Raw genomic sequence first — 19981 nt, 5'->3', positions numbered from 1 at the left:
CAATAAAAAGAAAAAGCACACCATTATTAAAAACAGAAAAAAACAGACAATAGCAAAACCAACCCATTGATTTCATTTGGATTAAAAGCTGTATTGATTACCAATTTCAAATTTTTAGCACATTACATCACACTTCGCCAAGAGAAAATTTTTCCCCTTTAAGATGAAACACAGCAAATAATTTTCATCAAGGTGCCGCCATGAAACAAAAAATCACAGCGAGCTGCGTCAAACCATTTACGCGCGAATGGACATTCAAATACACTCATAAAAATATTGAACATTATTTTAAAAATAAAATTAGGCAACAGTGATAACAAAGCACAGGTAATACCTTCAACTAATTAAAGTTGGCGTACAATTCCCACTATTAAGGTTTTCTCATGGCCAGCGTTAACGTTCATTGTTCCGATTGTCAGTCTGCTCAGGTTTACCGCCACGTCAGAGCCCTAAAGGTCGTGACCGGTTTCGCTGTCGTGATTGCTACCCACTATTCCCGCTCAATTATACCTATGAGGCCCGTACGTCCGGAGTCAAAGAGTATGGTATTCAAAGGAGGCGGTGCCCTGGATACGGCAAGGACGCCCAAAATCGACATTAGCACCGTCATTCGCACTTTAAATACTCGTACCAAAGTCAATAACATCATACCCGGTTGCTCATGAAGATGTGGCGCTTATCTACGAACTCGATGAGCAATGGGATTTGTTTAATAAAAGTGAATCATGCTGTTTGCTGGATCTGTGTTTGGTGGAAAAACTCAGGGTTTCAAGAGGCGTGTTTCCCTACACGTTACAACTACTTCATTTTTTGGCGCTGGGGTTAGCCACTACATTGAGCTAACAGCATAAAATTTATTGATTCAATAACGTCCTGTAGCGATATTATGCAGGGGAATATTGCTGTGGCTGAGTGCTGTCATCGTGTCATTGGAGCGTGCGGGTGCAGCTACTGGTGCAAGGGTGCCTGGGCTACGACATACAGGCCGCCCTGCGCTGAAGAGTATTCCACGCCGGTGTCGTCCGGCGTGGCGTTATGGGGATCGGTACCTCTTAGCGTGCATCGAGCGACTGCGGAGCGGGGATCCAGATAGCATCTAACGGGCAGGGTTCACCTATCTGTAGCCTGGTATCACGGTTATCTGGCATGCCATGTTTATCCAGTAGATAAAATGCCTCAAAAAAATAGTGCTTGTCGCCGTGGGTTGTACAGCGGAAGCGAACGTTATCTGGGAACCAGGTGCGCAGAGTATGCAGAGAGACGGATTGCCCCATGTGTTTTTTGAATTTATCATCATATTTCACCGTCGATCTCAGCTGTATAAAGCGGGTAAAATACTCCCGCTGATCGCTGCCTAGGCAGGTACCGTGTTTACTCCACTCGTGCTTCATCAGCCCTTCGGGCTGGGCGCTGACAATTTTTCGGAACGCCGTATTCTTCAGCAGGGAGTCCATCACCTCAGGTAACAATGTGCAACGGCTGCCCGTAGGGCAGCCGGGTGACTGAATACAGTTGGAGGGATGACGGTTAGCGCTCTGCTCGGTAGAGAGAAAATAGGGCCAGATCCCATGGGTATAAAAGTCGGCCCGGTAGGCTTTACAACCCGGTGCAGCCGGATTCAGCAGACAAAACGTGGGCTGCCAAGTGACGGCGTAAACCAGGTAGTCGTAGGCGCCGCTGGGCAAGCCTGGGAGATCCTGCTCATCTTTATCCAGCGCATACAGAGAGCCGGACAAGCAGAGTAGGATCAGTAACAGATAATATTTAATTCGTAGCACAGTCGTCGCCCTCCGTCAGATAGCCGTATAGCGTATTTTGGGTATAGCGGGGCGCAGGCTCTCACGCGATCGAATCCTCCACGCCTTGATAGAATCATAGCGTACATACTAACACTAAAAATAAAACCCAATCTCAACGGAGACGGCAAGACTTGGCGTAAATCTTAATTATTGCGTAAAAATAAAAATTTTCGATATCAATACTCAAGAGCCATGCACATTTCTGCAATATATTATTTAGTAATGGGATGTCTAAAACTAAGAATATCGATGTGATGCACTTACCGTGATCTTTAGCAAAGATAGATTTTATCCTGCTATTTTAGCCTAATCATCAACAAGAACTAAACGATGCCATAGCACTTATTCTATTTTTCTTGAACACCTATTGTATTTTGGCAGATAGTAGCATTCCTAATAAAAAATGGATCGCGTCTGATAATGCAAATATCAACCCATACCTTGCCTAACGGTATCGCCCTGACCTGGTATCATCCCTCTGAGATTACCGCTTCTCCGGTGATTATTTTATGTCATGGATTTTGTGGTATACAGCAAGCACTATTACCTGCGTTTGCGGAAACCTTTGCGCAGGCTGGATTCTCTGCACTGACCTTTGATTATCGCGGATTCGGTGCCAGTGCGGGAGAGCGTGGTCGCCTGGTTCCCTCTATGCAAACTGCGGATATTACGAGCGTGATTGATTGGGCCGTGGCCCAGTCGGCTATCGATGCCGAGCGCATTGGCCTGTGGGGCACCTCATTTGGCGGCTGTCATGTCTTTGCTGCTGCTGCCGGTGATGTCCGGGTAAAGTGTATTGTGAGCCAGCTGGCCTTTGCTGACGGTGAGTCAATGGTTACCGGGCATATGACGAAAGAGGAGAAGGATACCTTTATCGCCTCTCTGCTGCGGATGGAGGAGAAAAAGAGCGCCAGCGGTAAAGAGATGATGGTGGCTGTTACGCGGGTTCTGAGCGACGAGGAGTCCAAAGCCTTCTTTGCCGACTATCGGCTGCGTTATCCACAGATGGATATCAAAATTCCCTTTCTGACAGTACTGGAAACCGTTCGTTATCAGCCGGCGCGTTATGCGGCGCAAGTGCAGAGCCCCACGCTGGTGGTGGTGGCAGAACAGGATACGGTAAATCCGCCACAGCAGGGGATCGCTCTGTTTACCGCCGCGGGTGCCGCTACCAAGCGACTGTATGTCGAAGAGGGGGCGCACCATTACGATATGTATGATGGCGAGCATTTCTATCGCTCTATCGCCGAGCAGCTGGCATGGTTTAACGACCATCTGTAAGTGCCTCAGCAGCCCAACAAAACGGCCTTACCGCCGCCCGGTGGTAAGGCGTTCCCGTTGAGTCTTGTTGAATAAATCACACTTTGAGCGGAGCTCCGGATCAGATCACTAGCATCCTCACGACATCAGGTCTCCTGTGGCAAAGCAAACGTTTAAAATCACCAACGAGCCAGCATACGACAAAGCCCTCAGGCAGCGTGGTTCACTGGCCGTCTGGCCTGATAAATCTGCCATGGCCGCATGGGCGCCTGCAAGTCGTGATCGACCGCGTCATGACACCGATATGGCTATCACCACGCTCCTGATGGTGAAGTGCGTGCTCCATCTTTCATTCCAGGGCTTGGTTGACTCAATTTTACAACATCCACCCTTGGTGACATCTCACATCGGGTCATCGATGCTGCCGGTTGACAGCATGGGGCTGACAGACGCAGGGTGTGGCGCAGGATTTTGGGGCAGAGTCACCGACAGTACGGCCTTATCTGCACCAATGCTCTGGTTCTGTGAAATATAAAGCAGCACCGCGTCCTGCCCAAAGGAATGCGCCAGCTGCAACGCGCAGTCATTTACGGCCTTTCTCCTTCAGGATATCGGGAGGATCTCGCTTTATTACTATAGAAAAGCTGGGGCGATGCTGTGGACGTGGAAAGCGATAAAAAACCCCGGCGCAGTAGCCGGGGAATACGACAGAACACTTACAGAATCATCACAGTCTTAAAGAAACAAAGCTCAAACTGCACAGCCGGTAAATCGGACGATGGCCATTAAGGGTACGACGTTAATGCTGCTGCTCTTCATGTGATATCCCTCACTTTAAGCCACGTTGTTAAACGTTGTATCGTCCTTGCTGGTAAGGCGCAGAACCGGCAGCCAGTAATTGTGGGCATAACGCAGGGCGACATAGGCGATGATCACCGTGGCAACCGCCACCTCTACCGTCGCCATCAGGTGAAGCTGCGTCGCGTAGTCCCCCGCTCCCGGATACTGGGCAACCAGATGGGACATCTTGTACAGCGCGGTAGCGCCGATAGCCATCGGGAAAGTAAAAGCTGCATAACCCGGGCTGAACGGCAGCTGCAGCAGACGGAAGAAGGAGCAGTAAATCACCACCGTCATCAACAGGGCGATCCCTAGCAGAATGGCGCAAATCAGCAATGATGGCTGCTGAACGACGGTCAGGTAACCGGCCAGAGAGAGGCTTGCCGGAGCGGCCATAATGGCGATCGTCGGCTTCGCTGCATCCGGCACCTCATTGCAGAACATGAAGCGGTAAATCATCAGCGGCAGCATGATTAGGTAGCTGACCATCCCTATCACCAGCAGAACCTGGGCGAACGGAATAAAAGCCGCGCCAGGACAGCAGACATCGGCAACGATGATACCGACCGGTGGCACGAACCAGCTCGGCACCATATGGTGCATACGTGGTTCACGGGCGCGATGGAATAAAAACAGCGCCAGCGCGATTAGGTGCACCACTACCGCAGCCAACCACAGCCCCTGCCCTACACGGGGAAAATAGTGACCTACGGCCACGGATACCACCATTGTCGCCATGGCAAAGGTCGGCACGATGCTGCCTACCACAGGGTGCTTAATATCCTGCATCAGGGTGTCGGGATGAAAAATAAATCGGGCGGTCAACGCCAGCAGGATCGCTGCGGCGATCAATGCGCCAATATTCTGCCCGACGCCGTGCAGCGGCAATGCATTTTCCAGCCCCCAGCCAATGCTGGCAATACCCAGAGCCAATCCAGCCGCCGGCGTCGGCATGCTGCGAACTTTGCGATGAATTAATCTTAACACCTGAACACCTCTACTTTTTTCATTGTTTCTATGGCGCATACTATAGCCACAGGATATTATTTAAAAAATCAATAAATTTATTACATCTGGTTTAGGAAAACTAAACAATGAACATCACCTTCAAACAGCTGCGCGTCTTTGTTGCCATTGCCCGCAGTGGAACCCTGACCCAGGCGGCATCGCTGCTGTTTATGACCAAGGGAGCCCTTTCGCAAACCCTGAGTGAGTTGGAAAACCAGCTTGGAGTGCGGCTGTTTGAGCGCCAGCACGCCCGCCTGCTGCTGAACCATGAAGGACAACGCCTACTGCCGGTGGCCGACGAGCTGCTGACCCGGATGCAGGGAGTGGAGGGCCTGTTCAACAACGGCAACGGCGACACCCGGCTGATGGTCGGCTGCACCAAGACCATTGGCAGCTATCTGCTGCCGGAGCTGCTCGGCGCATTCCAGCTGCGCTACGGCTGGCTCCCTCTGCCGATCATCGCCAATACCCAAGGTATTGCCGGCATGGTGGCCGGATTTGAGCTGGATGTGGCGCTGCTGGAGGGGCCGGTTACCGACCCGGCATTAATCTGCCAGCCATGGCTGGAGGATGAGATGGTAGTGGTCGCGAGCCTTGAACACCCGCTGGCCGGACGGGGCCCGCTAAGCTATACACAGCTCAGCCTGGAACGCTGGCTGCTGCGCGAGGCAGGTTCAGCCAGCCGGGCATTCTTTGACCACCAGATGGCGCCCCACCTGGATAATCCACAGGTGGGGCTATCGCTGGACGCCTTTGATGCCATCCTGGCCTGTGTCAAAAACAATCTGGGTATTACCTTCATTTCCCGCCGCATGCTGGAGCAGCCGCTGTATGCCGGGCAGTTCTGTATTCTCCCCTGCGAGCAGCGCTTTAGCCGCCGCTTCTCCCTGTGCCTGCAGCGCAGCAAGTATATCTCCCCCACCCTGAATCTATGGCTAGAATTTTGTCGTCATTGGTCCGCTTAGGTCCGCGCGCCCTACACCCGTGTAACGATTACTGGCCGCATCTGCCTGAAGCTCTTTGTATTACAAATAAATCCATACTGACGTTGAATGATCTATACTGCACCGGTACTGAGCACTACTGCTGCTTTGATTATCTAATTCTAAGGAGATCAAGATGAGCACGGTTAAAAAAAGCGACGTCCAAGCACGCCAACGCCTTCCTCTGGCCACGCCAACCGATCTGGGCCATGAAGCAACCAAAGCAATCAGCGCAGCAATGAATGCACTGCTGGCCGACATTTTTGCCCTTTACCTGAAAACCAAGAATTTCCACTGGCATATGAGTGGTCCACATTTCCGTGACTACCATCTGCTGCTGGACGAGCAAAGCGCACAGCTGTTTGCCATGACCGATGATATTGCTGAACGCGTACGTAAAGTTGGCGGTAATACCCTGCATTCCATCGGCGAAATCTCCCGGATGCAACGTATTAAGGATAACGATGCTGAGTATGTCGATCCCATCGACATGCTGGCCGAACTGTGTGAAGACAACAAACAGGTCTCCGCTGAGTTACGCGCTGCCCATGCGGTCTGCGATGAGTATCACGACATCTCCAGCGCCAGCCTGATCGAAAACTGGATCGACGAAACCGAACGCCGTGTCTGGTTCCTGTTTGAAGCCTGCCGCCACGCATAAGATCGTCTATTGTCGCTATCACGGCGCCCTCTGCGGCGCCGTTTTCCTGTGCGGTACTTTCTCGTAGGGTACAGCGTACCCCATATCCCCCTACGCTGGCTGAACCGATGCTTTATCCGTATGATGGAGCGACTGTCACTCCCGGAGACCGGCATGATTTGGTTAATGCTCGCCACGCTGGCACTGGTGTTTATCGCCGGCTTCCGCGTACTCAATACCCCAACCCGACGGGCCTGCCAACGCCTGACCCAACGTCTGAACATTGAGCCCGTGTACGTCGAGTCGCTGCTCAGCCAAATGGGGAAGACGCAAGGGGAGGCGTTTGTTCGCTATCTGCAGTGTGGAGGTGAATCTCACCTCAATAATGGCGCAATTGTGTTACTCATCTATCAAACGTTTATCGTTAACGGTGATGACGACAACCTACGGTACTGGCGCACGCTTCTACGTAAGACCGGTTTTAACGCCGATATCAGCACGCATCAGGTGCATCTTACGCTCGATTTTTTACGTGACCTGGAGCCTGATACAGATGAAATGTTGGCATTCCGCCTATACTATCAGCACTTTTTTGCACAGCAGGCCCAAGGAGCAGAAGAAAATGGTGATAATATCTACATCCTTGACCATTTCCGTTGACTATAATAAGGGGCGTTAACGTTTCTTGCGGCACATATCACAAATCTGACATGTAATCTGTTGCATATTAAAAGCATGAATTTTCCATTCTCACACTAACTAATTAACGATATGGTTCAACCCGTGCGTTTTTTCTCGGGCGAGGCAATTACGCCACACTGCGGCGTACCAGCTTCCCGTTGGCATGGCTCCCTGAACCGACACAGCAGTCATGGCCATGACTGCTGTGCAATACCCAGGCGTCCACGGCGGATACCTGTGTCGGTCTATCGCGCCGACGCCATCAGTAAGGACATTTTTTATAAAAATAAAGAGTTACTGGCCTAACTCAATAATAGTGAAAAAATGTATAGCTCACACGCACACTTCCCACTCCGCTCGGCAGACAGCTTTCGCCCGGCCGCGCTACCGTATCCGCAGCGCGGCCAGGGTAGCCTCAGTGCTCTTTTGCACAGCATAGCATTAAAAAAAATCATTAATTCCATTATAATTTCATCATTAAATTTATTAGCACGCGGCTTAGCTTTTTTCGCAAAAACACCGTTTACAACACTGATAACTGAAGTTACTATACCCAACGAAACTAATGAGGTCATTATCCAATGCCACGTTCTATCGCTCAAATCGAAGAGATGCTAAAGCAGCGCGCTAAGCGGCAGCTGGATTTTCCCTATCAGGAGATCCTGCTGACCCGCCTGTGTATGCATATGCAGAATAAGTTGCTGGAAAATCGCAACAAGATGCTGAAAGAACAAGGGATTAATGAAACGCTGTTCATGGCGATGATTACGCTGGATGCGCAGGAAGACTATAGTATTCAACCCTCTGAGCTGAGCGCGGCGCTGGGATCATCACGTACCAACGCGACCCGTATCGCAGATGAGCTGGAGAGACGCGGCTGGATTGAGCGCCGCGAAAGCGACAACGATCGCCGCTGCCTACATCTGCATCTGACGGAGGCTGGCAGGGCGTTTCTAGCTGAGATCCTTCCGCCACAGCATAAGTGTCTACACTTCTTATGGGCAACGTTGACTCAGGAGGAGCAGCAACAGTTGGAGATGTTGACGCGTAAGCTGTTATCACGCATTGAAGATATGGAGCAGTCCGGATTGCCACAGTAAGCCATTCACCTGAAATTATGCTTACCGTTACCTAGAAGATCGCGCGTTTGTATCGCCAGCCCCTGGGCTACTCCGAACGACGCGCGGTCTGGCCCGCCATCCAGAACATACAACCGCTCTTTTACTCTGACCATACAGCGCACGTATCCACTAAACGATGTGTATCAGTGTCTGTTTCAATGCGCGGCTAAGACGGTCTACCTTTTTATTCCTCTGCCCACTATCTGATGCAGCCCAACGCCGACGGCACGGCTGCAGTGGTTGCCAGCGTACGGCAGCGGGGAGAATTCGATTGAACTATCCATTATATGACTATGGTTCCAAAAGGAAATATGGAGAAACACCATGAGTGAAAACCTGGCGACACAGGCAACCCAGCAGCCTGCACCCAATAATAAAAAGAAACAGCGTAAAACCTGGATGCTAGGGATGACCAGCGTGTTCATCCTGATCGCCGCTGCCTACCTGGTCTATTGGTTTATCGTTCTGCGTTACCATCAAGAGACCGACGATGCCTATGTCACCGGTAACCGTGTACAGATCAACGCTCAGGTCTCCGGCAGCGTGACCCGGGTCAACTTTGAAGGCACCGATCTGGTGAGGGCTGGCGATACCCTGGTCACACTGGATAAAACCGATGCCCAGCAGGCCTATGAGCGGGCGAAAACCGCACTGGCCAACAGTGTGCGCCAAACCCACCAGCTGATGGTTAACGCCAAACAGTACCAGGCCAACATCGCGGTGAGTCAGGTAGCGCTGAGCAAAGCCAGCAACGACTACCAGCGCCGCCTGGCACTGAGCCGCTCCGGCGCCATTGGCCGCGAAGAGTTACAGCATGCGCAGGACGCCATGGAGAGCGCCCGTGCCGCGCTGGACGTCGCTATCCAGCAGTACAACGCCAATCAGGCGCTAATCCTGAATACTCCGCTGGAAAAACAGCCGGTCGTGCTGCAGGCCGCCGCTCAGGTGCGCGACGCCTGGCTGGCGCTGGAGCGTACCCAGATCCGCAGCCCGGTGACCGGCTATGTCTCCCAGCGTAGTGTACAGGTCGGCGCTCAAATCAGCCCCAACACACCGCTGATGGCCATTGTTCCTGCCAGTCAGATGTGGGTAGATGCCAATTTTAAAGAGACCCAGCTGGCCAATATGCGTATCGGCCAACCGGCCACCGTCGTCAGCGATATGTACGGCGACGGCGTGGTCTTTAAAGGTAAAGTGGCCGGTCTGGATATGGGCACCGGCAGCGCCTTCTCTCTGCTGCCGGCACAGAACGCCACCGGCAACTGGATCAAGGTCGTACAGCGCCTGCCGGTACGCATTGAGCTTGATCCTCAGCAACTGGCGCAGTATCCGCTGCGCATCGGGCTTTCCACGTTGGTCACCGTCGACACTGCCGATATCCGCGGCGAGGTACTGGCCCAGCAGGTGCGTAAGACGCCAGCCTACCAGAGCAATGTACTGACACTGGACCTGGCACCGGTGAATCGCGAGATCGCCGGGATCATCCAGGCCAACGCCGCTTAATCTGCGCCGAGGTGACTGTGCAACAAAAACCACTTGAGGGAGCCAAACTTGCATGGATGACCATCGCGCTGTCGATGGCCACCTTCATGCAGGTGCTGGACTCCACGATTGCCAACGTGGCTATCCCGACGATCTCCGGAAACCTGGGCGCCTCCAACTCCCAGGGAACCTGGGTTATCACCTCGTTTGGGGTGGCCAACGCCATCTCGATTCCTATCACCGGATGGCTGGCCAAACGCTTTGGCGAGGTACGGCTGTTTCTGTGGTCAACCGGGCTCTTCGCTCTGACCTCATGGCTGTGCGGAGTTTCCCAAAGCCTGGAGATGCTGATCCTGTTCCGCGTGCTGCAGGGACTGGTTGCCGGGCCGCTGATCCCGCTCTCCCAGAGCCTGCTGCTCGGTAACTATCCCCCCGCCAAACGCAATATGGCGCTGGCCCTCTGGTCGATGACGGTGATCGTCGCCCCGATCTGTGGGCCCATACTCGGCGGCTATATCAGCGATAACTACCACTGGGGCTGGATCTTTTTTATCAACGTGCCTCTGGGGATCGGCGTGGTGCTGGTAAGCATGTCGACCCTGAAAGGGCGGGAGACGCGCATAGAGCATAAACCGATCGATACCGTCGGTCTGATCCTGCTGGCGCTGGGGGTCGGCTGTCTACAGGTGATGCTGGATAAAGGCAAAGAGCTGGACTGGTTTAACTCCTCGGAGATCATCCTGCTGACGGTGGTCGCCGTGGTGTCACTGATCTTCCTGCTAATCTGGGAGATGACAGACGATCACCCGGTGGTGGATCTCTCGCTGTTTAAAATCCGCAATTTTACCATCGGCGTCCTGAGCATCAGCCTGGCCTATATGTTCTACTTTGGCGCCATCGTGCTGCTGCCACTGCTGCTGCAGGAGGTGTACGGCTATACCGCTACCTGGGCCGGGCTGGCCTCGGCACCAGTAGGGCTAATTCCGGTACTGCTCTCCCCGATCATCGGACGCTTCGGTGCCCGGCTCGATATGCGGCGACTGGTCACCTTCAGCTTCATCATGTATGCCGTCTGTTTCTACTGGCGTGCCTACAGCTTTGAACCGGGGATGGACTTTGGCGCCTCAGCCTGGCCGCAGTTTGTCCAGGGGTTTGCCGTAGCCTGCTTCTTTATGCCGCTGACCACCATCAGCCTGTCCGGTCTGCCGCCGGAACGCATTGCAGCAGCCTCCAGTCTGAGCAACTTCTGCCGTACCCTGGCAGGCTCGATCGGGGTTTCGATCACCACTACGCTGTGGACCCGCCGCGAGGCGCTGCACCATACCCACCTAACCGAGTCGATCACCCCTTATAATCCCATCGCCCAGCAGGCCTATGGCGAAATGGAAAAACTGGGGCTGAACAGCCACCAGGCCTCCGCGCTGATAGCCCAGGACATCACCGCCCAGGGTCTGATCATCTCGGCAAACGAGATCTTTTGGGCCGCTGCCGGCGTCTTTCTGGTGCTGCTGATATTGATTTGGTTCGCCAAGCCCCCCTTCTCCAGCGCAGGCGACAGCGGCGGCGCCCACTGACCCAACGCACCTGCAATCTCTCTCTCAACCGCCCATCCAGGGCGGTTTTTTTAGCATTTCCCCCCGCAGCATCCCCATCCCTCGGCCGATCATGGTAAACAGAATTAAATTGAAATTAAAAGTGATTATCATTTAGTATTTTATCCCCAGGGCAGTGCCGAACATCGTGCGCTGGCCCGCTGACCAGGAGAAAAACCGATGATGCGTAGCTTATCCACCGCCGTTACCGCCTGGCTGCGGCTCGGTGCCGCTGGCCTGCTGTTTAGCCTTAGCGCTCTGCCCGCCGCCGCTGACGGCTCCCTAACGCTATATACCACCCGGGAGCCGGGCCTGATCAAGCCGCTACTGGAGGGATGGACACAGCAGAGCGGCGTACGGGTCAACACCGTCTATATTAAGGATGGGATGCTGGAGCGACTGAAAGCCGAAGGTGCCAACTCACCGGCCGATCTGCTGATGACCGTCGACGCCGGTAACCTGCTGGACCTGGTCGAGGCGGGGGTCACCCAGCCCGTCGACTCTGCGGTACTGACCCAGGCCATCCCCGCTAACCTGCGCGGCGACGACAACCAATGGTTCGCACTATCGATGCGCGCCCGTGTACTCTACATCGCCAAGGATCTGCCTGGCCGCACACTGCAGTATCAGGATCTGGCCAAGCCGGAGTGGCACCATCGCATTTGCATGCGATCGGGACAGCATCCCTATAATACCGCGCTGGTGGCAGCGATGATCGCCCACCAGGGCGAAGCCAGGACCGAGCAGTGGCTGCGCGCGCTGAAAGCCAATCTGGCGCGTAAGCCGACCGGCGGCGATCGCGACGTGGCGCGCGATATTCTGGGCGGCATCTGCGATATCGGTATCGCCAACTCCTACTATGTAGGACACCTGAAAAACGCCAAGCCAGGCAGCGATGCCCGCCAGTGGGGCGAGGCGATCGAGGTAATCAGACCGACCTTTGCCAGCGGTGGCACCCACGTCAATATCAGCGGCGCCGCCGTAGCCCGCCATGCGCCAAATCGTCAGGCAGCCGTACAGCTGATGGAGTATCTGGTATCCCCAGAGGCCCAGCAGCGCTATGCCCGCGCCAACTATGAATATCCGGTACGTCAGGACGTTGCGCTGGATCCGACCATCGCTGACACCATTGGCACCATTACGCCAGATCCGCTGCCGCTGACCGAGATCGTAAAACACCGTAAACAGGCCAGCCTGCTGGTGGATAAAGTTGGCTTCGATCAGTAAAACCAGTCCCCCGAGGGGTCGCTTTCTGCCGCGCCCGACGCCGCTGGCGCTGAGCGCGATAGCCGTCGCCCTGCTGGCGGTCACGCCGCTGCTCTCGCTGCTGTGGCTGGCCGCTGACGGTGGGGTTCAGCACTGGCGCGATCTGTGGCGCTATGTGCTGCCACAGGCCGCGCTGAATACGCTGCTGCTGCTGGCTGGGGTGGCGTTGCTGGCCGGCACTATCGGCGTCGGCTGCGCCTGGGCGGTGAGCGCCTTTCAGTTTCCCGGGCGCCGCCTGCTGAGCTGGGGACTGCTGCTGCCGCTGGCGATGCCTACCTACATCGTCGCCTTCTCTTGGCTGGATCTGCTGCATCCGATTGGTCCGCTGCAGAGTGTGCTGCGCCTGCTGCTTGGCTATGACAGCCCACGCCAGTTTCGCCTGCCAGATATTCGCGGTGCCGCCGGGGCTATCGTACTGTTTAGCCTGGTACTCTATCCCTATATCTATCTGACGATGCGGGCTATGTTTATCAGCCAGCCCGCACATCTGCTCGAGGCAGCGCGCACCCTCGGCGAAAATGGTCGCGGCACCTTTCTGCGCGTCGTGCTGCCCATGGCCAGACCGGCGCTGGCGGTCGGCATCAGCCTGGCGCTATTGGAAACCCTGAACGATCTCGGTGCCTCGGAGTTCCTTGGGGTGCAGACCCTGACCGTCGCCGTCTATACCACCTGGATCACCCGTTCAGACATCGCCGCCGCCGCCCAGATCGCCTGCATGATGCTGGGATTTATCTTCCTGTTGCTGACGCTGGAGCTGTACGGACGCCGTCGCCAACGCTATGCGGGGCGCGGCCTGCGGACCCTGCAACCGCAGCCCCTGCGCGGCGCGCGCGCCTGGCTGCTCAGCGCCGCAACGGCGCTGCCGCTGCTGCTCGGCTTTATCATTCCGCTGCTGCACCTGATCTGGCAGAGCCTGAAGCGGCTGGAAAGCCAGACCCTGCTCTCCGCCGGGCTGCTGGCGGCGCTGCGCAATACCCTACTGCTGGCGCTGGGGGTCACGCTGCTGGCGGTGGCAATCAGCCTGGCGCTGAGCTGGTATGCCCGCATTCGGGCGCTGGCGCCGCCCACGCCGCCGCTGCGCCGGATCACCCTGCGCCTCGCCTCGCTGGGCTATGCCGTACCGGGCACCATTCTGGCCATTGGCTTTATGCCGCCGGCGCTGCGCGCCGATGCCTGGTTGGCAACGGTGCTGGAGATACGCGGTCTACCACTGTTCTCCTGCGGCCTGCTGCTGATCCTGTGCTGTACCCTGCGCTTTCAGACCATTACCCTCGGCGCACTGGACGCCGGGCTGTCGCGTATCGCCCCATCGCTGGAGCAGGCGGCCCGTTCGCTGGGCGAGCGTGAGGGGGCGACCTTTTGGCGCGTACACCTGCCGCTGCTGCGTCCGGCGCTGATCGGCAGCGCACTGCTGCTTTTCGCCGACGTCATGAAAGAGCTGCCCATTACCCTACTGCTGCGCCCGGTCAACGTGGAGACGCTGGCGACCCTGCTGTATGCCGAGGCCGCGCGCGGTACCTATGAGGACGGCGCCACCGCGGCACTGCTGATCGTACTGGTCGGTACCCTGCCTATGACGCTGTTGGTACGCAGCCAGTTAAAACACGCGGGAGAGTCGCAATGAACGAAATGGCCTTATACCTGGATAATCTGCACGTCAGCTATGGCGCCAGTGCCCAGCCGGTGCTGAACGGATTCTCTCTGTCTCTGCGCCAGGGGACGCTGGCCTGTCTGCTCGGCGCCTCCGGCAGCGGGAAGACCACCGTGCTGCGCGCGATTGCCGGATTTGAACGCCTCAACCGCGGCAGCATCTGCATCGCCGGGCGCTGCGTGGCATCGCCACAACAGCATCTGGCGCCGGAGCTGCGCCGCGTCGGCATGGTGTTTCAGGACTATGCGCTATTTCCTCACCTGACCGTGGCACAAAACATCGCCTTTGGCCTGCGCCGCCAGTCGCACACCGTCCAGCGGGCGCGCGTCGCCGACCTGCTACAGCTGATCGAGCTGTCAGGGATCGGCGAACGCTACCCGCACGCCCTCTCCGGCGGCCAGCAGCAGCGCGTCGCCCTGGCGCGGGCCCTGGCCCCCCAGCCAGATATCCTGCTGCTGGATGAGCCCTTCTCCAGCCTGGATGAAAGCACCCGCGAACGTTTAGGCCAAGAGGTGCGGGCGATCCTCGCCGCCGCCGGGCAGACCGCGCTGCTGGTGACCCACAGCGCCCAGGAGGCACGCACGATGGGCGGCCCGATCCTGCATATCGCCCACGGTCAGGCGCTGAGCTGCGCCGACGCGGCGTAACCAACACCCGTCGGCGCCGCAGTGAGATGAGGATAAAAAATACCCCGTGGGCAATACGCTCACGGGGTATTCGTCTTTCCGGATGCGCCGCCCGATATCCAGGTGGCTCGTGGGAGATTACTGCATCAGCAGATACAGGGTATTGTCGCCACGCTGGATGTTCAACGCCAGCACCGGCGGCTTGGCATCCAGAATTTTACGCAGCTCGCCGATGTTGGCGATCGCCTGCTGGTTCACGCCCAGGATCACGTCGCCCTTCTGCAGGCCGATACGCGCAGCGGTGGAGCCTTTCTTCACGTTATCCACCTTCACGCCCTTGCCACCAGCGGCGTTGTTCAGCTCAGCCCCTTCGATACCGCTGAAGATGTTGTCAGAGGCTACCTGGCTCTGCGCGCTCTGCTCCAGAGTCACCTCCACGTTCATCGGCTTACCGTTGCGGATAATCCCCAGCGCCAGCTTGCTGCCGACCGGCATGGTGCCAATTTCAGCGCGGAAGGAGGCAAAGCTGGAGATGTTCTTCCCGTTCAGGGAGACGATGACATCACCGGCTTTCAGCCCGGCCTTCGCGGCGGCTGACTTCGGCAACACCTGGCTGATAAAGGCACCGCGCTGGGCGTCGATCTTCATCGCCTTCGCCAGCTCAGAGTTCAGCTCGGTCCCCATGATCCCCAGCTCACCGCGTTTCACCTGACCATACTCCACCATCTGACCGGTCAGGTTTTTCACCATGTTACTCGGAATGGCAAAACCGATGCCGATGTTGCCACCGTCCGGTGCCAGAATGGCGGTGTTGATCCCGATGAGATCGCCGTTCAGATTCACCAGCGCGCCGCCGGAATTACCGCGGTTAATCGCCGCGTCGGTCTGAATAAAGTTTTCGTAGTTTTCCACGTTCAGACCGCTGCGGCCCAGCGCGGAAACGATGCCGGAGGTGACGGTCTCACCCAATCCGTAGGGGTTACCGATCGCCACTGCATAGTCGCCCACGCGCAGCCGATCGGAGTCAGCCATCTTGATGGCGGTCAGGTTCTTGGCATCCTTCAGCTGGATCAGTGCGATATCGGTGCGCGGATCGGTGCCGATCACTTTAGCGTCAAAGCGGCGACCGTCACTCAGCTGAACCTTAATACTGTCGGCGTTGGCCACAACGTGGTTATTGGTAACGACATAGCCTTTACCCGCGTCGATAATCACCCCGGAGCCCAGCGCCTTAAAGCGCTCTTTGGACGGCGCATTACCGCCACCCTGACACATCGGCGAACCGCCGAACGGTGAGCCTGGCTGGCACAGTGGAGAGTCTTCGCCAAAGAACTGCTGGAACTGCGGCGGCACGCGGCTGTTATTGACGGTCGCACTGCCCTCAACGTTGATGCTGACCACGGACGGCATCACTTTCTCCAGCATTGGTGCCAGGCTCGGCAGCGCCTGGGCAGTGGTGGCGGAAGAGGTCTCTGCCGCGCTGGCCGACATCGGGCTCAGCGCCATTCCCAGACTCAATGCAACGGCACTCAATACTAAAGTGGTTTTTTTCATAGCACGATTTTCTCTCGTATTAGCAACGATAAAACGGATTCATTCAGCGGCGCTGAACGGCGTTGTGCCAGAAGGCGCCGCTATCACCGTGACGGTGATATTATGTTTACTAAGAGTAGTAAATTAAAATGAAGTTCACCGCAATAAAGTCAATGAAGCGTAAATATTTATACAGCCGACTTTACAAATCCAACGTGTAAACGCGATATACCCAACAGATGATTATTCCGCCGCCATCAGCCGACGGTACTCATCATAGGCATATAAATCCGTCATTCCACTAATATAGTCCTGTATCAGCCGTGCCCGATAATAATACTCCCGCGCCTGCAGCTGGGCACCGTCAAACGCCGCCAGGCTATCTACCGCCTCCCGGTAGGCCAGGCGATGTTTCACGGAGAGCTTGTGAAACAGCCGCGTCTCGATCAGATAGTCAGGGTGGTGATCATCGCGCATCAGACGCAGAAAATCCGACTGTGGCATAGCCAACAGCGGGCTATAAATATCCAGTAGCCCCTTAATCACCCGATACCCCTGCAGCTCCAGCTGTTCAACCTCAAAATGATTGAATACGTGCTTCAACGCAACCTGTTTAAATATATTCAGCAGCCGATACTCTTCAGCCCCGGCTGACAGCAGTGGTTCATTAAATGCACCAATAAAAATGTGTTGCAGGTTTTTTAAAAAACAGTCGGCGGCATAGGGAACCAAACGCTTCACCACGTTCACCCGCAAATACATAAAAAAGATATCGTCAGCGCTGCGTCGACCGTATTTTTTATTACAACGCTCGAAGGCATCCTGCACCGTGATGCTGAACAGATCGCCGCTGGTCACCGCCCCCCATTCGTCCTTCAGAAAGGCATACAGCTGCTCCACGCTGAGCAGATGCTTTTCAACCGTATCCTCAAGGTCAGCCACGCAGTATGAAATATCGTCCGCCGCCTCCATGATATAGGTCAGCGGAAAGCGATGATACGGCAGCAGATCGACCTGTTGACGCAGCTGTTCAACAAACGCCTCTTCTGACCAGTAGTAACCGGGCTTTTTCATCAGATAGTCAAAGCCCGCCAGCAGCGGCCCCTGCCAGTAGGCAGGGCGGGTGTACTTTAATACGCAGGCGGTTTGGGCATAGGTCAGATTCAGCTTAAGCAGGGTATGGATCAGACGAATAGACTGGGCGTTACCCTCAAAGTTGCTCAGGTCGATACGCAGGCGGGCGCGCAGCTCATCCAGCGCCGCATCCTGCCCGTCACGACGCAGGAACCCCACCTGACAGGCCGCGTCGTCCAGCCGGTTATGGCCATCGGCACTAACCCCCAGCTCACGGCTGAACCAGGCTTTGATGGCCGCCTCACCAAAGTGGCCGAAGGGCGGATTGCCCATGTCATGCATCAAACAGGCCATCTCGACGCTGCTTTCAAAAGCGTCGGTGTAGTCAGCCAGCCCCAATGCTGCGATACGCCCCTGGCTGGAGAGGCAGTGCAGAATCTCCCGGGCAATATGCCGCCCCACCTGCTGTACCTCCATCGAATGGGTCAGGCGCGAGCGCACCGCCGCATTGCGTTCCAGAGGAAATACCTGAGTCTTCTGCTGCAGGCGGCGGATGGCCGCCGAATTGATGATTCGTCCACGATCGCTCTCAAACTGGCGACCGATCTCGTAAGCGCCGTGCAGGAGCAGCGCCTCCTCCGCCGAGCGCAGGGGACGCTGGTAACTGAGTTTGGACGCAAAATCGATGCCGATGCTCATGGCGAATCTCCCACCGTGGAGGGCGTCGCGGACACGCCCGATCTCCACAGCCTAACAGATAATTTCCACCATTGCTGCCTTGCTCAGCAGTCCGGGAGCGAGCTATGGTAAACTGCGCATCCAGATTCCCGTTATTACTCCCAATTACAGGTATTGATATGAAAGTAGGCATCATTGGCGCCATGGAGCAGGAAGTTACCCTGCTGCGCGACCGCATCGAAAATCGTCAGACCCTTAGACTGGCCAGCGGCGAAATCTATACTGGCCGCCTGCACGGCGTTGAGGTTGCGCTGCTGAAGTCCGGTATCGGCAAAGTCTCTGCGGCGATGGGAACCACCCTGCTGCTGGATCACTGCCGCCCGGACGTGGTGATCAACACCGGCTCCGCCGGCGGCCTGGCCAGCACCCTGCGGGTCGGCGACATCGTTATCTCCGACGAGGTGCGCTACCACGACGCCGACGTCACCGCCTTTGGCTATCAGCCGGGACAGATGGCCGGCTGTCCGGCGGCCTTTAGCGCCGATGCGGCGCTGATCGCCCTGGCCGAACGCTGCATCATCGCGCTGCAGCTGAACGCCGTGCGCGGCCTGATCTGCAGCGGTGACGCCTTCATCAACGGCGCCGAGCCGTTGGCCCGCATTCGCCGAACCTTCCCGCAGGTCGCCGCGGTAGAGATGGAAGCGGCGGCCATCGGCCACGTTTGCCACGCCTTCCAGACCCCGTTCGTGGTGGTGCGTGCCATCTCCGACGTCGCCGACCAGGAGTCCCATATCAGCTTTGATGAGTTCCTCAAGGTCGCCGCCGAGCAGTCTACCCTGATGGTGGAAGCAATGCTGCGCGCAATGGCCTCCCAGTAATCCATGGCCCTGCGACGCGCCAAACGCCGCCGCGGATCGGGCGGCATACTGTCGCTGGCTGCGCTGCTGCTGGGCCTCGGTCTGAGCCTATCCCCGCTGCAGGCGGCGGCGCTGCGCGTCGTCAGCCTGTCGCCGCACACCACCGAACTGGCCTACGCCGCCGGCCTCGGCGATAGCCTGGTCGCCGCCAGCGCCTATTCCGACTACCCGCCGCAGGCGGCAGGGCTGGAAAAGGTGGCCTCCTGGAACGGAATCAACCTGGAGCGCATCCTGGCCCTTAAACCCGATCTGATCCTGGCCTGGCACGGCGGCAATCCCCGCCGCGTCCTCGATCAGCTGAGCACGCTGGGGATCCCCCTCTTCTACTCCGATCCCCAGCGTGTGGATCAGGTGGCTGACGATCTCGACAGGCTGGCGGCCTATAGCCCTCACCCCGGGCAGGCGCACCGCGCCGCCGCCCAGTTTCGCCAGCGCCTGCAACTGCTGCGTCAGCGCTACCCCCGGGGCACGCCGCTGCGGGTGATGATGCAGTTTGGCAACCAGCCGCTGTTTTCCACCTCCGCGAAAACGCTGCAGAGCGATCTGCTGACGCTGTGCGGCGCACAGAATATCTTTGCCGACAGCCCGGTGCCCTGGCCGCAGGTCAGCCGCGAACAGGTGATGGTGCGCCACCCGCAGGCGATCGTCATCGGCGGCGACGCCGCTCAGGCGGCCATCGTCGCCGACTATTGGCGCCCCCAGCTCGCGGTGCCGGTGATCGCCGTCAACCAGGACTGGCTCAACCGCAGCGGTCCGCGCATTCTGCTGGCCGCCGAATCTCTCTGCGCACAACTGCATACGCTGAGCGCCACAGCGCCTCCCCGCTGAGT

Annotated in this window: 17 protein-coding genes and 1 pseudogene; 14 read left to right on the top strand and 4 right to left on the bottom strand. The window is 56.8% G+C overall.

Annotation, left to right across the window (positions count from 1 at the left end; genetic code table 11):
* Positions 1 to 383 precede the first annotated feature (383 nt).
* Positions 384 to 702: pseudogene (locus tag EIEH_RS18055) on the top strand (IS1 family transposase); the annotation flags it as partial.
* 350 nt (positions 703 to 1052) lie between these two features.
* Here EIEH_RS18055 and EIEH_RS15240 read toward each other — a convergent pair.
* Positions 1053 to 1778 (bottom strand): ribonuclease T2 family protein, encoded by a 726-nt coding sequence (locus tag EIEH_RS15240; protein WP_015872324.1) that lies wholly within the window; start codon positions 1776 to 1778, stop codon positions 1053 to 1055.
* A gap of 441 nt (positions 1779 to 2219) precedes the next feature.
* Here EIEH_RS15240 and uilS point away from each other — a divergent pair, with 441 nt between their 5' ends.
* Both uilS and EIEH_RS18050 read left to right on the top strand, forming a co-directional pair.
* Entirely contained in the window at positions 2220 to 3080 is an 861-nt protein-coding gene (gene uilS / locus EIEH_RS15235; RefSeq protein WP_015872325.1) for a UilS family quorum-quenching N-acyl-homoserine lactonase, read from the top strand.
* Positions 3081 to 3216: 136 nt separating this feature from the next.
* On the top strand, positions 3217 to 3594 hold the full coding sequence (locus EIEH_RS18050) for a transposase (RefSeq protein ID WP_071525745.1): 378 nt from the start codon (positions 3217 to 3219) through the stop codon (positions 3592 to 3594).
* A gap of 299 nt (positions 3595 to 3893) precedes the next feature.
* On the opposite strand, the gene EIEH_RS15230 is transcribed toward EIEH_RS18050, so the two are convergent.
* Entirely contained in the window at positions 3894 to 4886 is a 993-nt protein-coding gene (locus EIEH_RS15230; protein ID WP_015872327.1) for a TDT family transporter, read from the bottom strand.
* 107 nt (positions 4887 to 4993) lie between these two features.
* Here EIEH_RS15230 and EIEH_RS15225 point away from each other — a divergent pair, with 107 nt between their 5' ends.
* The 9 genes from EIEH_RS15225 (at position 4994) to EIEH_RS15185 (ending at position 14970) form a co-directional block, all read left to right on the top strand.
* On the top strand, positions 4994 to 5872 hold the full coding sequence (locus tag EIEH_RS15225; RefSeq protein WP_015872328.1) for a LysR substrate-binding domain-containing protein: 879 nt from the start codon (positions 4994 to 4996) through the stop codon (positions 5870 to 5872).
* 154 nt (positions 5873 to 6026) lie between these two features.
* Entirely contained in the window at positions 6027 to 6551 is a 525-nt protein-coding gene (locus EIEH_RS15220) for a Dps family protein (protein WP_015872329.1), read from the top strand.
* 153 nt (positions 6552 to 6704) lie between these two features.
* Positions 6705 to 7190, top strand: a complete 486-nt coding sequence (locus tag EIEH_RS15215; protein WP_015872330.1) for a DUF1198 family protein — start codon at positions 6705 to 6707, stop codon at positions 7188 to 7190.
* Positions 7191 to 7792: 602 nt separating this feature from the next.
* Positions 7793 to 8311: a transcriptional repressor MprA gene (gene mprA, locus EIEH_RS15210; protein ID WP_015872331.1), complete on the top strand. Its 519-nt coding sequence runs from the start codon at positions 7793 to 7795 to the stop codon at positions 8309 to 8311.
* A 345-nt stretch (positions 8312 to 8656) separates the two neighbouring features.
* Positions 8657 to 9835, top strand: coding sequence for a multidrug efflux MFS transporter periplasmic adaptor subunit EmrA (emrA, locus tag EIEH_RS15205; RefSeq protein ID WP_015872332.1), 1179 nt, complete (start codon positions 8657 to 8659; stop codon positions 9833 to 9835).
* 17 nt (positions 9836 to 9852) lie between these two features.
* Entirely contained in the window at positions 9853 to 11388 is a 1536-nt protein-coding gene (emrB, locus tag EIEH_RS15200) for a multidrug efflux MFS transporter permease subunit EmrB (RefSeq protein WP_015872333.1), read from the top strand.
* 198 nt (positions 11389 to 11586) lie between these two features.
* Positions 11587 to 12633: an extracellular solute-binding protein gene (locus EIEH_RS15195; protein WP_015872334.1), complete on the top strand. Its 1047-nt coding sequence runs from the start codon at positions 11587 to 11589 to the stop codon at positions 12631 to 12633.
* Positions 12617 to 14296, top strand: coding sequence for an ABC transporter permease (locus EIEH_RS15190; protein ID WP_015872335.1), 1680 nt, complete (start codon positions 12617 to 12619; stop codon positions 14294 to 14296). Before EIEH_RS15195 ends, EIEH_RS15190 begins: the two co-directional genes overlap by 17 nt.
* Entirely contained in the window at positions 14293 to 14970 is a 678-nt protein-coding gene (locus EIEH_RS15185; RefSeq protein WP_015872336.1) for an ABC transporter ATP-binding protein, read from the top strand. The genes EIEH_RS15190 and EIEH_RS15185 overlap by 4 nt, the downstream gene beginning before the upstream one ends.
* Before the next feature lie 117 nt (positions 14971 to 15087).
* On the opposite strand, the gene degP is transcribed toward EIEH_RS15185, so the two are convergent.
* Both degP and dgt read right to left on the bottom strand, forming a co-directional pair.
* On the bottom strand, positions 15088 to 16503 hold the full coding sequence (gene degP, locus EIEH_RS15180) for a serine endoprotease DegP (protein ID WP_015872337.1): 1416 nt from the start codon (positions 16501 to 16503) through the stop codon (positions 15088 to 15090).
* 222 nt (positions 16504 to 16725) lie between these two features.
* A complete protein-coding gene (gene dgt / locus EIEH_RS15175; RefSeq protein WP_015872338.1) occupies positions 16726 to 18255 on the bottom strand; it encodes a dGTPase in 1530 nt (509 codons plus the stop codon).
* A gap of 158 nt (positions 18256 to 18413) precedes the next feature.
* Between dgt and mtnN the strand changes: the two genes are divergently transcribed.
* The gene (gene mtnN, locus EIEH_RS15170; protein WP_015872339.1) at positions 18414 to 19112 is read left to right on the top strand and encodes a 5'-methylthioadenosine/S-adenosylhomocysteine nucleosidase; all 699 of its coding nucleotides are present in this window, start codon (positions 18414 to 18416) and stop codon (positions 19110 to 19112) included.
* A 3-nt stretch (positions 19113 to 19115) separates the two neighbouring features.
* Entirely contained in the window at positions 19116 to 19979 is an 864-nt protein-coding gene (gene btuF / locus EIEH_RS15165) for a vitamin B12 ABC transporter substrate-binding protein BtuF (RefSeq protein ID WP_015872340.1), read from the top strand.
* Positions 19980 to 19981: the final 2 nt, after the last annotated feature.

The organism is Edwardsiella ictaluri ATCC 33202 (genome assembly GCF_000264785.1).
GTDB classification, from domain to species: Bacteria; Pseudomonadota; Gammaproteobacteria; order Enterobacterales; family Enterobacteriaceae; genus Edwardsiella; species Edwardsiella ictaluri.
The sequence above is the reverse complement of the archived record's forward strand: the minus strand, read 5'-3'. Positions and strand labels throughout refer to the sequence as shown.